The organism is Caulobacter sp. P1_D6 (assembly GCF_056406095.1).
Map to the genome: position 1 here is coordinate 1 of NZ_JBFUAW010000039.1, position 18,744 is coordinate 18,744.

The 18,744-nt window shown below is 67.5% G+C and carries 17 protein-coding genes; 13 read left to right on the top strand and 4 right to left on the bottom strand.

From position 1 onward, the window contains the following. Positions 1-334: 334 nt before the first annotated feature. Both pgm and AC1DYP_RS19945 read right to left on the bottom strand, forming a co-directional pair. A complete protein-coding gene (pgm, locus tag AC1DYP_RS19940; protein WP_477047804.1) occupies positions 335-1,972 on the bottom strand; it encodes a phosphoglucomutase (alpha-D-glucose-1,6-bisphosphate-dependent) in 1,638 nt (545 codons plus the stop codon). Between the two features lie 117 nt (positions 1,973-2,089). Next, the gene (locus AC1DYP_RS19945) at positions 2,090-2,968 is read right to left on the bottom strand and encodes an isoaspartyl peptidase/L-asparaginase family protein (RefSeq protein ID WP_477047805.1); all 879 of its coding nucleotides are present in this window, start codon (positions 2,966-2,968) and stop codon (positions 2,090-2,092) included. Positions 2,969-3,037: 69 nt separating this feature from the next. On the opposite strand from AC1DYP_RS19945, the gene AC1DYP_RS19950 reads away from it, so the two are divergent. The 9 genes from AC1DYP_RS19950 (at position 3,038) to AC1DYP_RS19990 (ending at position 13,885) form a co-directional block, all read left to right on the top strand. Then, complete coding sequence (locus AC1DYP_RS19950; RefSeq protein ID WP_477047806.1) at positions 3,038-4,036, top strand: NADPH:quinone oxidoreductase family protein; 999 nt, start codon at positions 3,038-3,040, stop codon at positions 4,034-4,036. Between the two features lie 207 nt (positions 4,037-4,243). Next, positions 4,244-5,161 (top strand): WecB/TagA/CpsF family glycosyltransferase, encoded by a 918-nt coding sequence (locus tag AC1DYP_RS19955; protein ID WP_477047807.1) that lies wholly within the window; start codon positions 4,244-4,246, stop codon positions 5,159-5,161. Next, on the top strand, positions 5,158-5,355 hold the full coding sequence (locus tag AC1DYP_RS19960; protein WP_477047808.1) for a hypothetical protein: 198 nt from the start codon (positions 5,158-5,160) through the stop codon (positions 5,353-5,355). The genes AC1DYP_RS19955 and AC1DYP_RS19960 overlap by 4 nt, the downstream gene beginning before the upstream one ends. Positions 5,356-5,463: 108 nt before the next feature. Beyond that, positions 5,464-6,351: an SDR family NAD(P)-dependent oxidoreductase gene (locus AC1DYP_RS19965; protein WP_477047809.1), complete on the top strand. Its 888-nt coding sequence runs from the start codon at positions 5,464-5,466 to the stop codon at positions 6,349-6,351. 5 nt (positions 6,352-6,356) lie between these two features. Then, on the top strand, positions 6,357-7,268 hold the full coding sequence (locus AC1DYP_RS19970) for a DMT family transporter (protein WP_477047827.1): 912 nt from the start codon (positions 6,357-6,359) through the stop codon (positions 7,266-7,268). 525 nt (positions 7,269-7,793) lie between these two features. Next, complete coding sequence (locus AC1DYP_RS19975) at positions 7,794-8,306, top strand: hypothetical protein (protein ID WP_477047810.1); 513 nt, start codon at positions 7,794-7,796, stop codon at positions 8,304-8,306. A gap of 92 nt (positions 8,307-8,398) precedes the next feature. After that, a complete protein-coding gene (locus tag AC1DYP_RS19980; protein WP_477036229.1) occupies positions 8,399-9,679 on the top strand; it encodes an outer membrane beta-barrel protein in 1,281 nt (426 codons plus the stop codon). A 41-nt stretch (positions 9,680-9,720) separates the two neighbouring features. After that, complete coding sequence (locus AC1DYP_RS19985; RefSeq protein WP_477047811.1) at positions 9,721-11,937, top strand: GumC family protein; 2,217 nt, start codon at positions 9,721-9,723, stop codon at positions 11,935-11,937. Beyond that, positions 11,927-13,885 carry an O-antigen ligase family protein gene (locus AC1DYP_RS19990; RefSeq protein WP_477047812.1) on the top strand — a complete coding sequence of 653 codons (1,959 nt, stop codon included), beginning with the start codon at positions 11,927-11,929 and terminating at the stop codon, positions 13,883-13,885. The genes AC1DYP_RS19985 and AC1DYP_RS19990 overlap by 11 nt, the downstream gene beginning before the upstream one ends. Before the next feature lie 24 nt (positions 13,886-13,909). Here the strand turns inward: AC1DYP_RS19990 and AC1DYP_RS19995 are convergent, their stop codons facing one another. Beyond that, positions 13,910-14,563, bottom strand: coding sequence for a sugar transferase (locus AC1DYP_RS19995; protein WP_477047813.1), 654 nt, complete (start codon positions 14,561-14,563; stop codon positions 13,910-13,912). A 184-nt stretch (positions 14,564-14,747) separates the two neighbouring features. On the opposite strand from AC1DYP_RS19995, the gene AC1DYP_RS20000 reads away from it, so the two are divergent. Continuing rightward, a complete protein-coding gene (locus AC1DYP_RS20000; protein WP_477047814.1) occupies positions 14,748-14,906 on the top strand; it encodes a hypothetical protein in 159 nt (52 codons plus the stop codon). A 164-nt stretch (positions 14,907-15,070) separates the two neighbouring features. Here AC1DYP_RS20000 and AC1DYP_RS20005 read toward each other — a convergent pair whose 3' ends face one another. Next, on the bottom strand, positions 15,071-15,724 hold the full coding sequence (locus AC1DYP_RS20005) for a transglutaminase-like cysteine peptidase (RefSeq protein ID WP_477047815.1): 654 nt from the start codon (positions 15,722-15,724) through the stop codon (positions 15,071-15,073). Positions 15,725-16,167: 443 nt separating this feature from the next. Between AC1DYP_RS20005 and AC1DYP_RS20010 the strand changes: the two genes are divergently transcribed. The 3 genes from AC1DYP_RS20010 (at position 16,168) to galE (ending at position 18,688) form a co-directional block, all read left to right on the top strand. Further along, the gene (locus tag AC1DYP_RS20010; RefSeq protein WP_477036223.1) at positions 16,168-16,956 is read left to right on the top strand and encodes a metallophosphoesterase family protein; all 789 of its coding nucleotides are present in this window, start codon (positions 16,168-16,170) and stop codon (positions 16,954-16,956) included. A gap of 77 nt (positions 16,957-17,033) precedes the next feature. Next, entirely contained in the window at positions 17,034-17,645 is a 612-nt protein-coding gene (locus AC1DYP_RS20015; RefSeq protein WP_477047816.1) for a polysaccharide biosynthesis/export family protein, read from the top strand. Between the two features lie 65 nt (positions 17,646-17,710). Further along, complete coding sequence (gene galE / locus AC1DYP_RS20020) at positions 17,711-18,688, top strand: UDP-glucose 4-epimerase GalE (protein ID WP_477047817.1); 978 nt, start codon at positions 17,711-17,713, stop codon at positions 18,686-18,688. Positions 18,689-18,744: the final 56 nt, after the last annotated feature.

The window sequence follows — 18,744 nt, forward strand, 5'->3', positions numbered from 1 at the left end:
GCTAAGCCTCAACAGGGCTGCCCACCGGATGCTGGCGGATAACGATGGCGCGGAGCGACTGGCTTCGTCGAAACGGTATTCATTCAAAGATCTCCGGACGTCGTCCGGCGCTCCGCGACCCTTTCCATTTCCTCAGCGGGAGACCGCGTGAGCATGCAGCGCCGTGCCCGCGAACACTTGCCCCCACCTGACCGCTTCGCGGTCTGTCCGCCCCCATAGGGGGCGGAGGAGAACGCGCGCCCTCTTCCCCCTTTGGGGGAAGACGACCGCGAAGCGGTCCGTAGGGGGCAAGTGTTCACCGCGCCAAAGCTCCTCCCCCACGGGGGGAGGGACTTCATCCCTTCAACGCCCCGGCCACGACCTCACGCGCCTCGGCCTGCACCGACTTCAGATGCTCCGGACCCAGGAACGACTCCGCATAGATCTTGTAGACATCCTCCGTGCCCGACGGACGCGCGGCGAACCAGGCGTTCTGCGTCGTCACCTTCAGGCCGCCGATCGCCTCGCCGTTGCCGGGGGCGGCGGTGAGGATGTCCGTGATCGGTTCGCCGGCCAGGGTCTTGGCGCTGACGTCGGATGGGCTCAGGGCCCCCAGCCGGGCCTTCTCCGCCCGGTTGGCCGGGGCGTCGATGCGGGCGTAGGCGGGGGCGCCGTATTGCTCGGTCAGGCCCTTGTAGAGCTGGCTGGCGCTCGCACCGGTCTTGCCCTGGATCTCGGCGGCCAGCAGGGCCAGCAGCAGGCCGTCCTTGTCGGTGGTCCAGACCGTGCCGTCGCGGCGCAGGAACGAGGCGCCGGCCGACTCCTCGCCGCCGAAACCCACGCTGCCGTCCAGCAGGCCGGGCACGAAGTGCTTGAAGCCGACCGGCACCTCCAGCAGGCGGCGGCCCAGGCCCGCGACCACGCGGTCGATCATCGAGGACGAGACCAGGGTCTTGCCGACGGCGACGTTCGCGCCCCAGGCCGGACGGTTGGCGAACAGGTAGGCGATCGCGGCGGCCAGGTAGTGGTTGGGGTTCATCAGGCCGGCGTCGGGCGTGACGATCCCGTGGCGGTCGGCGTCGGCGTCGTTGCCGGTGGCGACGTCGTACTTCGCGCCGCCGGCCATCGCCTGGATCAGGTTGGCCATGGCCGACGAGGACGAGCAGTCCATGCGGATCTTGCCGTCGGTGTCGAGCGGCATGAACGCCCAGCGCGGATCGACCTGGGTGTTGACGACGGTCAGGTCCAGCCGGTGGCGATCGGCGATCTCGCCCCAGTAGCCGACGCTGGCGCCGCCCAGCGGGTCGGCCCCGATCCTCACCCCTGCGGCGCGGATGACGTCCAGGTCCAGGATGCTGGGCAGGTCGTCGACATAGTGGGCCAGGAAGTCGTAGCGCTTGGCGCCGGCCAGGGCGCGCTCGAACGGGATGCGCTTGACGTCCTTCAGCCCGCCTTCCAGCAGCTGGTTGGCGCGGGCGGCGATCACCGAGGTGGCTTCGCCGCCGGCCGGTCCGCCGGACGGGGGATTGTACTTGATGCCGCCGTCGCGGGGCGGGTTGTGCGACGGGGTCAGCAGGATGCCGTCGGCCTGGCCGGGATGGGTCCGGTTGTAGGCCAGGATGGCGTGCGACACGGCGGGGGTCGGGGTGAAGCCGTCGCGCGAGTCGATCAGGGTCTCGACGCCGTTGGCGACCAGCACCTCCAGCGTCGTGCGCCACGCGGGTTCCGACAGCCCGTGGGTGTCGCGGCCGACGAAGACGGGGCCGTTGATCCCTTGGGCGGCGCGGTATTCGACGATCGCCTGGGCGACCGCCAGGATGTGATCCTCGTTGAACGCCGCGTCCAGGCTCGAGCCCCGGTGCCCGGAGGTGCCGAAGGCGACGCGGTGCGCGACGTTCGAAAGATCGGGGTGGACCTCGTAATAGGCGCGGGTCAGCGCATCCAGATCGATCAGGTCTTCAGGTCGGGCCTGGCGGCCGGCGTGTTCATGCATGCGGTCACTCTTATCGATCGGGAATCCAGCGTTCAATGCGCCGAGCCGATTGGCGGTCCCTGGTCCGCCGTTTTGCCTTGGGCGAAGCAGCGGATTCCGACGGCGAACGACGACGGTCTAGAACGCTTCGGCGACGATCGTTCCATCCGGCAGCAGCGCCGCGCGCTTGAGGCCGCTCGAGGCGAAGGGCATGGCCACGTTCCCCTCGCGGTCGACGGCGATCAGTCCGCCGTGGCCGCCGAGCTCGGCCACGCCCTGGATGGCGGCCCGGGCGGCGGCCTCCAGGCTCTCGCCGCCGAACCGCACCCGGTGGGCGATCTGGGCGGCGACGGCGGTGCGGATGAAATATTCGCCCTGGCCGGTGCACGACACCGCCGCATGGCCGTCGGCCCAGGCCCCGGCCCCGATGATCGGGCTGTCGCCGACCCGGCCCGGCAGCTTGCCGAACACCCCGGCGGTCGAGGTGGCCGCCGCCAGCCGCCCCTCGGCGTCGCGGACCACGCAGCCGACGGTGCCGGTGGGCAGGACGTCCGGCGCATGGTTGGCTTCGAACGCGCCGGCGTGGGTGAACCAGGTGGCGGGATCGTCGATGGTCTTCAGTCCCTGTTCGCGAGCGAAGGCCATGGCGCCTTCACCGGCAAGCATGACGTGCGGGGTCCTCTCCATCACGGCGCGGGCCGCCAGGATCGGGCTTTCGAAGCCCTGCAGGGCCGCCACCGATCCGGCCCGCAGGGTGGCGCCGTCCATCAGGCTGGCGTCCAGTTCGTATTCGCCGTCGGCGTTGGGCGAGGCGCCCTTGCCGGCGATGTAGAGGCCCGAGGCCTCCAGGGCGACGACGGTCTCGACGGCGACGTCCAAGGCGCCCGCGCCCGCCGCCAGCCGGTCGCGCGCCGCCTCGACCAGACCGCGCATGTGGGCGATCTCGACGCTGTAGTCATGGCCGCGCTTGGGACCGGCGCCGCCGTGCAGGGCGAGAGTAAAACGTTTGTTTGACATTCTGCTTCCTTGGCCGGGCGGCCTGCGCTAGCGTCCGCGCTCTTAACGAAGAAAGACGGGAGAGGCGAGATGAAGGCGGTGCTCAGCAAGGCGGTCGGCGGACCCGAGACCCTGGTGCTGGAGGAGCTTCCCGATCCCGTCGCCGGCCCCGGCCAGGTGGTGCTCGCCGTCAAGGCCTGCGGCGTCAACTATCCCGACGTGCTGATCATCGAGGACAAGTACCAGTTCAAGCCCGAGCGCCCCTTCGCCCCCGGCGGCGAGGTGTCCGGCGTCGTCACCGCGTTGGGCGAGGGCGTCACGACCCTGAAGGTCGGCCAGCGGGTGCTGGCCTCGACCGGCCATGGCGGCATGGCCGAGCAGGTGGCGCTGGACGCCGCGCGCTGCACGCCGATCCCCGACGACATGCCGTTCGACGAGGCCGCCGCCTTCATCCTCACCTACGGCACTTCATATTACGCCCTGAAGGACCGCGGCCATCTGAAGGCCGGCGAGACCCTGCTGGTGCTGGGCGCGGCCGGGGGCGTGGGCCTGGCGGCGGTCGAGCTGGGCAAGGCGGCCGGGGCGCGGGTCATCGCCGCCTGCTCCAGCCAGGAGAAGGTCGACCTGGCCATCAAGCACGGCGCCGACGCCGGCGTGGTCTATCCGCGCGGCCCGTTCGACAAGGACGGCCAGAAGGCCCTGGCCACCCTGATCAAGGACGCCTGCGGTCCGAACGGCTGGGACGTGGCCTATGACGCGGTCGGCGGCGACTATTCCGAGGCCACGATCCGGGCGGCCGGCTGGAACGGCCGCTTCCTGGTGATCGGCTTCCCGTCGGGCATCCCGAAGATCCCGCTGAACCTGACCCTGCTGAAGTCGTGCGACATCGTCGGGGTGTTCTGGGGCGCCTCGGTGGCCCGCGATCCCAAGGGCCACGTGCAGAACGTCAAGGACCTGATGGCGCTCTACGCGGCCGGCAAGATCAAGCCGTACGTCTCCGAACGCTTCCCCCTGGCCAAGGCCGGCGACGCCATCGCCCACCTGTCCAGCCGCAAGGCCATGGGCAAGGTCGTGGTCGTCAACGAATAATTTGCGACAACGCGACGCGGGCGGACCGATGTTCTCCGAGCGACAGTCTTCGAAGATCGAAGGTCCGCCCGTCTTGCCAAATGTTTAAATGGTGAATCGTTCTTCAAGCAGAGACGTCAAGGTTAAGCGACGCTAATCATCCTTCTTGGGAAATAGCTAAGCCTGTTCCTGTAGACCTGTGCTCCAAGTCGTCGGAGTCGGGCCAAGATGTTTCTTCCAGCGAGGGACGCCTTCTCTCCAGAAGTGCGTCAGAACTTCCGTTTGAACCGCCGCCCGGAAGAGCGCGTGCAGGTTCTCGGCGGGTCGATGGACTTGGTCCGTCCCGAGGAAGTGTTCCATTTCGTGGCCGGCAAGATTGCCGCGCGCGAAAGCGCCGTGGTCGCCAACCACAACCTCCACAGCCTGTACCTGGTCCGCAAGGACGAGAAGATCGCCGAGTTCTTCCGCAAGTCAGACCTGATCGAGGTCGACTCGGTGCCGCTGATCTTCTGGGCCCGCATCGTCGGCCGGGCCAGCCGCCGGTTTCATCGCTGCACCTATCTGGACTGGCGCGACGCCTTCTGGGAGCGGGCCATCCAGGAGAACTGGAAGGTGTTCTTCGTCGGCGGCGCCCCGGGCGTCGGCGAGAAGGCGACCGCCCGCATCCAGGCCGACTGGCCCGGCGCGCAGATCCGCACCCATCACGGCTATTTCGACGTCGCCCCCGGCTCGGCCGAGAACCAGGCGGTGGTCGAGGCGATCAACGCCTACAAGCCCGACATCGTGCTGGTCGGCATGGGCATGCCGCGCCAGGAGATCTGGATCCTCGAGAACCAGGCCAAGCTGGATCCCTGCGTGAGCTTCACGGTCGGCGGGGCGTTCGACTACGAGGCCGGCGTCCAGTTGGCCTCGCCCCGCTGGATGGGGCAGGTGGGCATGGAATGGCTGTTCCGACTGATGGTCGATCCCCAGCGCCTGTTCACCCGCTACTGCGTCGAGCCGTGGCACCTGCTGGGTCCGGCTATACGCGATTTGGGGAAAGCGCTTGTGAGGCAGGCCGCTTCCCCCGATAGCTCCGAAGCCCTCCGCGCGGAATACGTGCGGGCGGCTGATTTGGCGCGCTCTGACGTTCTGGGGGGACGATGAGCTTGAAGATTTACATGCCGTCGCCTGGCCGAAAGGCCGAGCGACCCAATATCGCGCAACGCGTCGCGGCGGTGTTCGGCCTGGCCGGCCTCGTCCTGGCCTGGGCCGTCTTCCTCGTGCCCTGCGCGGTCTGGCTGCTGTTCAGCCTGGTGGTCAACCGGCTGCAGTCGGCGCCGGCTCGCCAACAAGCCTGAACGCCGTTCACTTAGTTCTGGCCAGGGGCGCGTCGCCGCGCCAGGATAGTCGCGCCTGACGCAGCGGCCCGTCCTCCAGAGGTCGCGCGCGGCCAATGGGAGCGGCGCATGACGGGACGTCTGGACGGCAAGGTTGCGGTGATCACCGGCGGATGCTCGGGCATCGGGTTGGGAACGGTGGAACTGTTCGTGGCCCAGGGCGCCAGGGTCGTCGCCGCCGACCTGCAGGCCGAGAAGGGCGAGATGCTGGAGAAGCGTTTCCCCGACCAGGTCCGCTTCGCCCCCTGCGACGTCACCCATGAAAGCCAGATCGCCGCCGCGGTGGAGCTGGCCAAGGACGCGTTCGGCGGCCTCGACATCCTGTTCAACAACGCCGGCATGGGCGGGGCGCCCAACGGCGTGGCCGACATGACCGCCGAGGGCTGGGACGCCACCTTCGCCCTGCTGCTGCGCGGCCCGGTGCTGGGCATGAAGCACGCCCTGCCGCTGATGCTGGAGCGCGGCGGCGGCAGCGTCATCAACACCGCCTCGATCGCCGGCCTGCAGGCGGGCTTCGGGCCCCTGGCCTATTCCACCGCCAAGGCCGCGGTGATCCACATGAGCAAGTGCGCGGCGGCCGAGCTGTCGCCGCTGAAGATCCGGGTCAACGCCATCTGCCCCGGGCTGATCGCCACATCGATCTTCGGCGCCTCGATGGGGCTGCCGCGCGAGGTCGCCGACCAGATGGCGGCCCGGGTCGCCGAGGTCGGGCCGAAGATCCAGCCGATCCCCAAGGCCGGCCTGCCCGAGGACATCGCCCGCGCCGCGCTCTACCTGGCCAGCGACGATTCCGAGTTCGTGACCGGGACCCACATCGTGGTCGACGGCGGCGTCACGATCGGAGGCCGCCACGCCTGGGACCGCGCCGCCCCCTCGCCGTTGCTGTCCGCCATGGGCATCTCGCCGGAACAGGCCGAGCAGATGCGGGCGGCGATGGTCGCTGCGCAGACTCAGTGAGCCTGATCACCGCCGGCCGGGCGTTCGGCGCCCGGCTGACGCCGAACCTGCGCGGCGCGTTGTGGATGCTGGCCTCGGCGGTGCTGTTCACCGCCATGACCACGCTGATCAAGTATCTGGGCGCGGGCTATCCGGCCGCGCTGCAGACCTTCTACCGGCAACTGGCCGGAGCGATCATCCTGCTGCCGCTGGTGGCCCGCGATTGGCGCGGCGCCCTGCGGACGACCCGGCCAGGCATCCTGGTTTTCCGGTCCAGCGCCGGGGTGCTGGCGATGATCCTGGCGTTCTACGCCTATCAGGAACTGCCGCTGGCCGACGCCAACGCCCTGTCCTTCACCCGCACCCTTTGGCTCGTGCCGCTGGCGGCGCTGGTGCTGCGCGAACCTGTCGGTCCCCTGCGGATCGGGGCGGCCCTGGTCGGCTTCGTCGGGGTGCTGATCATGCTGAAGCCGGGCGGGGCCGGCGCGGCCCATTGGCTGGGCTGGCCGCAGGCCGCGGCCCTGGCCTCGGCCCTGCTGTTCGCCTTGACCATCACCGGCATGAAGGTGATGACCCGCGACCACTCGCCCTTCACCCTGCTGGTCTACGCGGCGGGGCTGGGCCTGGTCTTCTCGATCCCGCCGGCTCTGTTCGTCTGGCGCTGGCCCAGCCTGCCGGACCTGGGGCTGTTGGCCCTGATGGGCGTGATCGGCACCCTCACCCAGGGCTGCTACATCAAGGGCATGGAGGCGGGCGAGGCGGCGGTGATGGCGCCGATCGACTACACCCGCCTGGTGTTCGCGGTGATCGCGGGTCTGGTGCTGTTCCACGAGACGCCGAGCCCGGGGGTGTTGATCGGCGCGGCGGTCGTCGTGGTCTCGACCCTGTTCATCAGCTGGCGCGAGCATCAGCTGTCGCGACGCAAGGCCGACGCCTAGGGTGTCGAGGCGCCGTTACAGCTCATGCGGAAGCGGCGACACCCCACACAACGTATAGCGCCGTTATGTGGGCCGTGTTATGTTGCAGTGCGTCAAAGGGGCCGCCCTCCCGGCCGGGCCACCGATCGAGCGCGCCGACCGGCCGGAATCCGCTCGGAGCTCGCGCGCAGGTTGGGGTTATCGATAACGCCCGTTTTGCATATCAGTGACAAATAATCGAAATTTTTATCACTGATGAAGAAACATGAATTCTCGCTCAGGGCGAAATTCCAGAGGGAACGAACTGGCCTCGGGTGACTATGTACCTAAGACTGGCGTTTACCATGCTGGCTGTTTCAGCGTGTTGACTAAGAATCGCTCCCCAATTGGGCGAAGAGACATCAGGCCAAAAGAATCTGGCTTCTTGCCGGCGTTGACTCACAGATAAGGCTGGAGTGTTCGCAAATGCCGCATTATAGGGTTGGCGAAATCTTAACTAGGATACGTCCCATGTCATCGCGTCATCTAGGAGCCGTCATCGCTGGGTTGGCCTTGGTCGTCGCGCCCATGGGCGTGCACACCGCCTTCGCCCAGACCCCGCCGGCCGCAACCGCGCCGACCGCCGCGTCGCTGCAGGCGGTGATCTCGGCCGCCGCCCGTCAGGCCGCCGCCGCCCCCGGGTTCGCCAACCTCACCGCGCAAGAGAAGCTCACCGCCATCCAGACCGCGGTCGCCGCGGCCCTGGCCTCGAGCGGCGCTACGCCGGAAGTGATCCAAGCCGCCCTGATCCTGGCCGTGACCAACGGCATCATCAGCGCCGGCGTCGCCATCGCGATCGCCGCCAGCATCTCGCCGGAAATGGCCCAGGCCGTCGCCAACGCGCCGGCCGTCGTCGCTCAGCTGAAGGCCACGGGCCAATCGGCGACCGTCACGGCGTCGACCGACGGCGGCAACGGCGTCAGCGTTCTGGTCAGCCTTCAAGGCACGGGCGGCGGTGGTCCTGCTCCCGCGGCCTACGATCCTTGTGCTGGCGTCATCGCTGCCTACTGCGGCAGCTAAAAGCCGATAACGGCTCGTTCGGTCGCGTTTCTTTGGTCTTGGTGTGTTTGTCCTGAAGGAACCGACCGGCTTCCGAAGGTGGGGATAAGAATATGAAACTTTTCACTTCGGCCGCAGTCGCGGTCGCTCTTACCGTTGTCGTGCCCTGCGCCGCGTCGGCTCAGGACAATCAGAGCGTCGGTTCGACCGTCTCGTCGAACTTCCGCCGCGACAAGAACGTCAGCGTCCGTCAGCGGCCCCGGCCGGACTATGAGGCGATCGGCATCAAAACCGGCGGCTTCACGGTCTATCCCCGCGTGACCCTGTCAGCGGAACGCGACGACAACATCTACGCCACGGCGATCGACGAAGAGAGCGACACGATCTGGCGCGTGAAGCCCGAGGTGGCGGCGCGCTCGAACTGGTCGCGTCACGCCCTGGGCGCCTACGCCTCGGCCTCGATCAACCGCTACGCCGACTTCGGCTCGGAAGACACCGAAGAGTACACGGTGGGCGTCAACGGCCGACTGGACATCGAGCGCGGCTCCAACATCACCGGATCGCTGCGGTACGAAGACCTGTACGAGCCGCGCACCGCTCCGACCTCGTTCGCGGCGGCCGTCTCGCCGGTGGAATACACCCTGACCACGGCCGACGTGGCCGGCGTCAAGGAATTCAACCGTCTGCGGCTGCTGGGCTCGTTCAACAGCAAGGCCTACGACTACAAGGACGCGAAGAACGCCGCCGGCGGCGTGATCGAACAAGACACCCGCGACCGCGACGAGTTCCGCTTCGGCGGCAAGGCCGAATACGCCGTCAGCCCCGACACCGCCCTGTTCCTGGCGGTCATGGGCAACAAGAAGGACTACGACCTGGCGATCGCCGGTCGTGACTCGGACGGCTACACGGCCACGGTCGGCGCCAATTTCGAACTGTCGCAGGTCATCCGCGGCAGCCTCGAGGGCGGCTACATGAAGCAGTCCTACGACAACCCGATCTATACCGACATCGACGGCTTCAACGCCCTGGGGCGTGTGGAGTGGTTCCCGACCCAATTGACGACGGTGACCCTGAACGGCGCCCGCACGATCGAGGAATCGGTCGCGGTCGGTTCGCAAGGCTACATCGCCGCCACAGTTGGGGCCGGAATTGACCACGAACTGATGCGCAATGTTCTGCTTTCGGCGTTGGTGAACTACGAAAAGGACGACTACCGTTCCATCGACCGCAATGATAAGCGGACCGGGTTCAATGCTTCCGCAACCTATCTGATGAATCGTAACGTCGGCCTGGTTCTGTCTTACAGTTTCCTGAAGCAGGACTCCAAGGGGACCGCCAGGTCCTCGTCGTTCGACGATAACAAGATCGCGGCTTCCCTCGCTCTGCAGTTCTAAACGACGCGTCCGGCTAGCCCCGTCTGATTATGAGAGTATCCATGGACGGCTCGGCCTTCGAGACTCAGCAAGCGGCCCCTTTTCAATCGGGGCTGCCTTTTGACCTGAACGTCATCATCGCCACGTTCCGCCGCAGACTCCGTCTGTTCGCGGCCGTGGCGTTGGCTGTCTTCGTCGCGGTGCTGCTCTACACCTTGCAGGAAACGCCTCGTTACACGGCCGGCGCGCAGGTGATGCTCGACGTCCGCAAGGAACAGGTGACCGACATGAACGCGGTGCTGTCGGGTCTTCCGGCGGACTCCTCGGTCGTCGACACCGAAGTCGAGGTGCTGCGTTCGCGATCGCTGGCCGGCCGCGTGGTCGAGGCGCTGAAGCTCGAAGAGAATCCGGCGTTCAATCCCAGCCTGAAGGGGGCCAGCGGGCCCGCTTCGTGGCTTCCCTGGGTGAAGAAGGCCATGGCGCCGACCGCCGCGCCGAGTTCCGACGAGGTCCAGCGCCGCAAGGAGGCCGTGGTCGATCGCGTGCTGGGGAACCTGGCCGTCCGTCGTTCGGGCCTGACCTACATCATCCAGGTGGAGTACACCGACAAGGATCCGGAACAGGCCGCCCGGATCGCCAACGCCTTCGCCGATCTCTATCTGACCGAACAGCTCGAAGCGAAGTTCGAGGCGACCAAGAAGGCCAACGAGTGGCTGGACACCCGGGTCGGCGAACTGCGCGGCCAGCTGCAACAGGCCGAGGCCGACGTCCAGCAGTACAAGATCGCCAACAACTTGCTCAGCGCCGAGGGCGCGACCCTCACCGAGCAGGAAATCTCCGGCCTGAACCAGCAGCTCGCCAGCGCGCGCGCCTCGCAAGCCGAAACCGACGCCCGCCTGAACATCGCCCGCAGCCAGCTGGCGCGCGGCAGCAACGGCGAAGATGTCGGCGAGTCCCTGGGCTCGCCCGTGGTTCAGCAGCTGCGCCAGCAGCGCGCCGAGCAGAGCGCCAAGGTCGCCGATCTCGGCGGCCGCTACGGCGATCGCCACCCCGACCTGCTGAAGGCCAAGCGCGAGCTGGCCGATATCGACAGCCAGATCCAGGCCGAAATCCGCCGCATCATCTCCAACCTCGAGGCCCAGGCCCAGGTCGCGCGGCAGCGCACCGGCTCGATGGCCGGCAGCGTCGCGGCGTCGAAAGGCACCCTGGCCGGCAACAACCGCGCCGGCATCCGCCTGGGTGAACTGGAGCGCAAGGCCGAGTCGGTTCGCACCCTCTACGAATCCCTGCTGGCCCGCTTCAAGCAGACCTCGACCAACCAGGGCATCGAGCAGGCCGACGCCCGCGTGGTGTCGCGGGCCAAGATCCCGTCCTCGCCGAGCTACCCCAAGCCATCGCTGAACCTGGCGCTCGGCCTGGTGTTCGCCCTTGCCTCCGGCGGCGCCGCCATCGTCCTGGCCGAGATCCTGATGGCCGGGGTGTTCACCGAGGATGAGGTCGAACGCCGCCTGGGCCTGCCTTATCTCGGCGCCGTGCCGCTGCTCAGCTCGTCCATCGACGGGGCCAAGTCCGCGCGCAAGATCAACCCGGCCGACTATCTGCTGGAGAAGCCGCTTTCGAGCTTCGCCGAAAGCTTCCGCAAGCTGCGGGCGGCCATCCTGTTCTCGAAGGTCGGCGAAACGATGAAGGTGATCCTGGTCACCTCGTCCCTGCCGGGCGAAGGCAAGACCACCACCACCTTCTCGCTGGCCCGTACGCTGGCGACCTCCGGCGCCAACGTCGTCGTGGTCGACTGCGATCTGCGCCAGAGCGCGATCAACCGTTTCCTGCCGACCGTTCCGGCCCAGGGACTGATCGAAGTCCTCAACGGGGTCTGCACCCTGGACCAGGCCCTGGTCACCGACGCCAGCGGCGCGCAGGTCCTGCCCCTGGCGAAGTCGGCCTATACGCCGCGCGACGTGCTGGGCTCGGCCGCCATGCTGCGCCTCCTGCAGGAGCTGCGGCAGCGTTTCGACGTGGTGCTGCTCGACACCGCCCCGCTGCTGGCTGTCGCCGACACCCGGATCCTCGCGCCCCATGCCGACGCGGTCGTGATGCTGGCGCGCTGGAAGAAGACGCCGGTCAAGGCGATCACCTCGGCGGTCTCGCTGCTTCAGGGCCGTGGGATCTTCCTGGCCGGCGTGGCCTTGACCCAGATGGATCTGAACGCCCAGTCCCGCTACGGCTACGGCGACGCCAACTACTACTACAAGAGCTATCGCAAATATTATGCGGACTAGGCTGGCGGCGCGGCCGCCGTCGAAATCGGAGGCCGAACCCCGCGGCGGCGGCAGGCGCCTGGAGCTTTCCGAACAGCTCTGGGCCGTCGCGCTGCTCGGCCTGGTCTTCCTGGCCGTGATGGCCTTCGGGGCCAGCGACGTCGGCGTGGCGGCGCTGTTCTCCTGTCTCTACGCCGCTTTCCTCGTCCTCCTGCTGGCGACCTCCGCCTGGGCCCGCCGGGATCTTCGGCGGCTGAAGGACTGGAAGGTCTCCGCCATCCTGTTCGCCGCCCTGATGGCGGCCGTGCTCTGGCCGCTGACGCCCTGGGGGCCGGACGGTCCCCATCCCGCCTGGTCCTATCTGCCCGGAGCCGCCGGAAGCCTGACCCTCGACCGGTCGGCCGTCGCGCTCAATGTCATCGGATTCCTGGGCCTGGCCTGCCTGTTCGTCACGGGTCGGATCATGGGTCTGTCCGAGGCGCGGGCCCGCTGGTTCCTCCGCGCGGCGGTGTTCGCGGTCGCGGCCTATGCGGCCGCGGCGTTCCTCGACCAGGTATCGGTGCGTCGCGCCACGAGGCTCGCGGCCACCCTGCTCAGCCCCAACAGCGCCGCGACCGTGCTGGGCGGCGGTCTGCTGCTGTCCTTCGGGCTGGTGACCCATCGTCTGCGGCGCAGCGGGGGACTGATCAGCCTGAGGAATCCAGACCTGATGATGGTCCTGGCCGTGATCGCCTCCGCCGCGCTCGCCGTGGCCTTGCTGCTCACCGCCTCACGGGGCGGCATCGCGGCCGTCCTGGTCGGCGGGGCTTTCTTCCTGATCTGGGAGACCCTGTCCCAGCGTCACCGGGCGCGCGCCAGCGTCATCCTGGGTTCGGTCGCGGCGATGCTGCTGATCGCGGCCTTGACCCTGCGCAGCGTCGACGGCCTGGCCGAACGCCTCAGCGTCGCGGGACGCGACGCGGACCTGCGCGCCACGATCAGCGCGATCCATTGGGAGGCGTTCCGCGCCACGCCCTGGAGCGGCTTTGGCCTGGGCGCCTTTCCGACCGTGAACCAGCTGGTCATGACCCGCGAGAGCCTGCCGGTCCTGTTCGAGGTCCGCGCCGTCCACAACCTCTACCTCCAGTGGCTCGAAGAGGGCGGCGTCGTCGGCTCGATCGCGATGCTGGCCCTGTTCCTCTGGCTGGCCTGGCCGATCCTGAAGGGCGGCTTCCGAACCGACACGGCGGGGATCTGGTGCCGCGCCACCCTCTGCGCCGCCGTGGCGTTCCTGCTTCACGGGATCACCGACTTCGCGCTGCAGGTTCCCGCGATCCAGGCCCTGGCGACCCTGATCCTCGGCGTCGTCGGCGGCATGGTGGCCAGCCGCCGGGGCGCGCGGGAGGCCCTCAAGGCGCCCGAATGGCCCGTCGGCGTCGCCGCGGGCGGGGGCTTGGTGGTCGGGCTGGTCGCCCTGCTGGCGGCCGCGCCCCTGGTTGCGGGCAAGGCGGGCGGGGACCTGGCCGACTGGCCGACCGCCCCGGCCGACGCCTTGGCGCGAGCGGTCGAGATCGGCCTGGCCAAGCCCGGTCCGTCGGCGGAACAACTTCAGCGGCTCGACCGGTTGAGCACGCGCGAACTCGCCATGCGACCGGCGTCAGGCGCGGCGTGGCTGAGGCGGGCGGCCGTCGACGCGGCGCTGCATCGCGACGTGCCCGCCGATCAGGCGCTCCAGCGTTCGTTCGCCGTCGCGCCGCTGCAGACCAGCCTGTTCAAGCAGCGTACGCTGTTCGCCTACGAGAACTGGAATCGGCTGAGCGCCCCGACACGGGAGCAGACGATCTATCAGATGCAGGCGGAGTGGCGTCGGCGACCGGCCAAGCGGCAATTCATCGCCATGGCCAACAGCCTGCACAACCCGGCCGGGCGGGTCGGCATGGCGCTGCAGATCACGGTGCTCCGGCTGGAGCCCAAGACGTCTCTGAACTAGCGGCCCGGCCCGGGCCGCCAAGCCTCAGTAGGCGTTCTTGGCGAGCAGCAGGTGGGGGACGGTGAGCAGGGCGATCCGCAGGTCCGACATCAGCGACCAGTTGTCGATATAGGCGACATCGGCCTTCACGCGGGCGACCATCTCCTCGACGTCGGTGGTGCCGCCGCGCAGGCCGCTGATCTGGGCCAGGCCCGTCAGGCCCGGTCGGGCCTGGAAGCGCAGGTGATAGGTCGGGATCAGGGCGCCGTAATAGGTGTCGTGCGCCTGGGCGTGAGGACGGGGCCCGATCAGGGACATGTCGCCCCGCAGCACGTTGATCAGCTGGGGAAGCTCGTCGACGCTGCTGGCGCGGATCAGGCGGCCGATGTTGGTCACGCGATCGTCGCTGCGCTGGGCCTGAACGACCTTGTCGCCGTTCTCCTCGACGCGCATCGAGCGCAGCTTGAAGATCGTGAACGTGCGCCCGTTCAGGCCGCCTCGGGTTTGCCGAAACAGCGCCGGGCCCGGCGATTCCAGTTTGATAAGCAGCGCGGCCAGCAAGAGCACCGGCGCGAAGAAAACCAATAGCAGAGCTGACGCCAAAATGTCGCAAACGCGCTTGATGGGATCCGCCGCCACTGGAGAAATAAATTCCGCAGTGTCGTGTTTCAGCACTTCAGTGTTCGCTCCCCCGTTCACCGCACTGCTCCCCTACTCATCGCGGAACCTCATCCGAGATCGTCACGCAGCTTTTAGCGCAAGGGAATTGCCGCGTCGCCAATAAACCAATCGCTAACCATAGATAATCGTTAAGTTGCCTAAACCTTGTCCGTTAAATGACGTTTAGGGCTGACCCGTTAGTGTTCATGGCAAGGAGACCGCCATGTCCATGATCCCCGCCCAGACGCCTTTCGTCGGTTTGAACGTCGCCCAACCGCGCGTCACGCGCCGTTGGCCGCGCGCCGTCGGCCTTGGCCTGGCGGCTCTGGCCTCCGCAGGTCTGTGGATCTGGCTGATCGCCGCCGTTCGCTACTTCATCTGAGAACGCGATCCATCTCTATGCGAAAACGCCCCGCGGTCCTCCGCGGGGCGTTTTCCGTTTGGGCCGGCCTCTAGCGCTCATGCCGTAGGATGATGAGGGTCGCGAGGCGATGAGGTGAGGGGGCGATCCGGGGGATCGCCGCCGTCGACGCCTCGGCCGTCGCCTCAGGCGACCTTCTTCCACTCCAGCGAGCCGGGCGCCTGGCGCTCGATCCAGCGATAGTTCAGGTCGCCCCAAGGGGTGGCCCAGGGGGTCAGGTTGTCCAGGACCCAGTCGCCGGATTCGAAGCGGACCAGCAGGACAGCGTGGCTCTCGCCGCGCGCCGTGACGGCGACCGCCATCGACATGGCCTCGGCCGGGACGCCCGCCGCGAGCAGCCGGCGCCGCTTCTCCAGGGCGTAGTCCTCGCAATCGCCATACATCTTGCCGTCGATCACGCGCGGCAGCGACCAGAACTCCAGCAGGCCGTAGAGGTCGAAGTCATTGGCCTTCAGGACCTCGCGATTGACGTCGCGGTTGAGCGTGTTGACCAGCTTCATCCGCGACTTGTCCAGGAAGGCGGGCTTGGGCGGTTGGCTCGGCGCGGTCGCCTCGGCCAGGGCCACGGGCGCGACGGCTTCCGCCATCTGGCGGTCCGCGCTCTCCAGCACGCCGGCGGGCATGAAGGTGAGGTCGATGGTCGGGGTGAAGGCCTGCAGCTGTTCGACCTGAAGCAGGGCGGGGCCGCTGTCGGCCGCGTCGACCGCGAACTGGGCGACCGACGGCGCGCCGTCGATGGACGAGGTGGTCAGAAAGCTGGTCGAGGCCGCGAGCGTCATCGCCGGCGCCGCTGCGCCGCTTCCGCAGGCGCTTTCGTCCCGTTGGCAAAGATCGACGAAGCCGGGCGGCGGGGCCGCGCTCTCGCCCAAAGGCATGAACGCCAGTCGTTCCGCATGCGCCGCCGTGGTCAGCGAAAGAAAAACCACGGCGCTGCTGCATTTAAGAAGTATGGAGCGGATATTCATGGCCAGTCTCGACAATTAATTCGAGACTAAATTGCTCTTCAGGCCTAAATATCGGCTCAAATAACTTAGTAGTTTAACGGTCAACTAGCATAGTTATTTGGATATTAAGATTAATGACAAGTAATTGGGGTGTAAATTGCGCCTTTAATGGTGTGGTTTATTTATCGGTAACGAATGGGTTCGCGAGTTGAAGGCGGGGCGCGTTTGGGGCAGGTTGCCCACGTCAATCCAGCGCCCTCAGGCGCGATGGTCAGGTGATGGTGTTCAGACTCTTTCGGCCACGGGCTAAAGCCGCCCGAGCGGTCTCGACGGGCGGCCCGGCCGTCTATGCGATCGGCGACGTTCATGGTCAGCTCGAGCTGCTGGACCAGTTGCTGGAGATCATCGTCCGCGATTTCCACGCCCTGAAGCGCGGCGACCAGCCGGTGCTGGTCTTCGTGGGCGACTATGTCGATCGCGGCCCGATGTCGAAGGGGGTGATCGACCGGCTGATCGAGCTCGGCGCGATGGCGGCGCGCGACGGCTTCCAGGTCCGCACCCTGATGGGCAATCACGAGCAGACGATGCTGTCGTTCCTGGAGAACCCCGAGGCCGGACCGGCCTGGGTCGAGTTCGGCGGCGGCGAGACCCTGACCTCCTACGGCGTCAATAGGCCGGCTTCCCGCGCCGAGCCCGAGGTCTGGCATGAGGTCCAGGTGGCGCTGCAACGGAACCTTCCGTCGGAGCACCTGGCCTTCCTGCGAGGTCTGGAACTCTCGGCGGTCTATGGCGACTATCTGTTCGTCCACGCCGGCGTTCGCCCAGGCGTGCCGCTGGACCGTCAGAATCCGGAAGACTTGATGTGGATCCGGGGTGACTTCCTGTCGCAACCCCACCGCCTGGATTACGTTGTCGTCCATGGGCATACGCCCGACGAAGAGCCGTTCATTGGTCCCTCGCGTATTAATGTCGACACAGGCGCCTATGCGACGGGCGTGTTGACGGCCGTTCGTCTTACGGAAGGTTCACCGGTGATCCTTCAAGCTCGAAAGTCTCACAGAACCTAGGTGTGAGAGCTTGTCGCTGCATTGTCCGCGTGCCATGACGCGTGAACAGGGACGAACGCTTTTTTGAGATGTCATCGATGCCCGTCGTGCGACGCATCCACCTTTCAGTGATGGCCCTGTTGGCTATCGCCGCTGTTACCTTCGGCGCGGCGCCCTCCATCGCCCAAGTCCAGACCGCGCCGCCGGCCGCCGTTGTCGCCCCCGGGTCTCCGCCGGTCGCCGCCGTCGAGCCGGACTATCAACTGGGTTCGGGCGACAAGGTCCGGGTCACGGTCTATGGCGAGACCTCGCTGTCGGGCGAGTTTTTCGTCACGGGCAGCGGGATGGTCTCCCTGCCGCTGATCGGCGAGGTCAAGGCCTCGGGCCTGACCGTTCGACAGTTTCAGGAGGCTGTGCAGAACTCGTTGAGCGACGGCTACCTGAAGGAGCCGCGCGTCAGCGCCGAGGTGCTGAACTTCCGGCCCTACTATATTCTGGGAGAGGTCTCTAAGCCCGGCACCTATCCCTATATTTCGGGACTGACGGTGCTCAACGCCGTCGCCACGGCGGGCGGGTTCACCTATCGCGCCGACAAGGGCAAGGTCTTCATCAAGCGCAACGGCGAGTCCGAGGAACGCAAGTATCCGCTGGATCCCAGCACGACCGCCGCGCCGGGCGACACGATCCGTATCGGCGAGCGGTTCTTCTAGCGTCGAGCGCATCGTCCGCGGTCGTCGAGCCGGGGGCGGCCTTTCATGAACCCGGGGGCGTGGTGGTGAAATCAGTTCTGGTCGCCGGCGGCGCGGGCTACGTCGGATCGCATACCTGCCTGCGCCTGGCGCAGGAGGGTTTCCAACCCGTCGTGTTCGACGACCTGTCCAACGGTCACCGCGAGCATGTCCAGTGGGGCCCGCTCGAGGTCGGCGACATCCGCGACGGCGCGCGGCTGGACGCGGTGTTCGCCGCCCACAAGCCGGTCGCCGTCCTGCACTTCGCCGCCAGCATCGAGGTCGGCGAGTCGGTCAAGAACCCCGGCAAGTTCTTCGACAACAATGTCGGCGGGGCGATTTCCCTGATCGAGGCGACGCGCAGGGCGGGCGTCGAGGCGCTGGTCTTCTCCTCGACCTGCGCCACCTTCGGCGATCCGGTGCGCCTGCCGATGGCGGAAGACCATCCTCAGGCCCCGCTCAACCCCTATGGCCGCAGCAAGCTGATGGTCGAGCAGGCCCTGGCCGACTACGCCCGCTATGTCGGCTTCCGCAGCGTGGCCTTGCGCTACTTCAACGCGGCAGGGGCCGATCCCGAAGGCCGTATCGGCGAGTGGCACGAGCCCGAGACCCACGCCATACCCCTGGCCATCGACGTGGCCCTGGGGCGGCGGGAGCATTTCACGATCTTCGGCGACGACTACGACACCCGCGACGGCACCGCGGTGCGTGACTATGTGCACGTGCTCGACCTGGCCGACGCCCATGTCCTGGCGCTGCGCTACCTGCTGGCCGGCGGCGAGACGGGGAGCTTCAACCTCGGCACGGGCCACGGCACGACGGTTCGTGAACTGATCGAGGGCGTCAAGCGCGTGTCCGGCCGGCCGTTGCCGGTGGTCGAGGCCGCGCGCCGTCAGGGCGACGCCCCGGTGCTGGTCGCCGAGAACGGCTTGGCCAAGCGGGTGCTGGGCTGGTCGCCCAGCCGAGACCTGGACGCCATTCTCGACAGCGCCTGGCGCTGGCACGCGGCGCGGGCGGGACTGTAAAAAGCCCCGTTCGGCGGCGCGTTTTCCGGCGCAACGCTTTTTTTGCATCTTCCCCG

Bases quoted from the DNA above. Each gene is read 5' to 3' on its own strand.
- AC1DYP_RS19955 (WP_477047807.1), top strand. From the start codon at position 4,244: ATGTTTCTTCCAGCGAGGGACGCCTTCTCTCCAGAAGTGCGTCAGAAC.
- AC1DYP_RS20005 (WP_477047815.1), bottom strand. From the start codon at position 15,724: ATGACGCTCGCGGCCTCGACCAGCTTTCTGACCACCTCGTCCATCGAC.
- AC1DYP_RS19990 (WP_477047812.1), top strand. From the start codon at position 11,927: ATGCGGACTAGGCTGGCGGCGCGGCCGCCGTCGAAATCGGAGGCCGAA.
- AC1DYP_RS19960 (WP_477047808.1), top strand. From the start codon at position 5,158: ATGAGCTTGAAGATTTACATGCCGTCGCCTGGCCGAAAGGCCGAGCGA.
- AC1DYP_RS19950 (WP_477047806.1), top strand. From the start codon at position 3,038: ATGAAGGCGGTGCTCAGCAAGGCGGTCGGCGGACCCGAGACCCTGGTG.
- AC1DYP_RS20010 (WP_477036223.1), top strand. From the start codon at position 16,168: ATGGTGTTCAGACTCTTTCGGCCACGGGCTAAAGCCGCCCGAGCGGTC.
- AC1DYP_RS19965 (WP_477047809.1), top strand. From the start codon at position 5,464: ATGACGGGACGTCTGGACGGCAAGGTTGCGGTGATCACCGGCGGATGC.
- AC1DYP_RS20015 (WP_477047816.1), top strand. From the start codon at position 17,034: ATGCCCGTCGTGCGACGCATCCACCTTTCAGTGATGGCCCTGTTGGCT.
- pgm (WP_477047804.1), bottom strand. From the start codon at position 1,972: ATGCATGAACACGCCGGCCGCCAGGCCCGACCTGAAGACCTGATCGAT.
- AC1DYP_RS20000 (WP_477047814.1), top strand. From the start codon at position 14,748: ATGTCCATGATCCCCGCCCAGACGCCTTTCGTCGGTTTGAACGTCGCC.
- AC1DYP_RS19980 (WP_477036229.1), top strand. From the start codon at position 8,399: ATGAAACTTTTCACTTCGGCCGCAGTCGCGGTCGCTCTTACCGTTGTC.
- AC1DYP_RS19945 (WP_477047805.1), bottom strand. From the start codon at position 2,968: ATGTCAAACAAACGTTTTACTCTCGCCCTGCACGGCGGCGCCGGTCCC.
- AC1DYP_RS19985 (WP_477047811.1), top strand. From the start codon at position 9,721: ATGGACGGCTCGGCCTTCGAGACTCAGCAAGCGGCCCCTTTTCAATCG.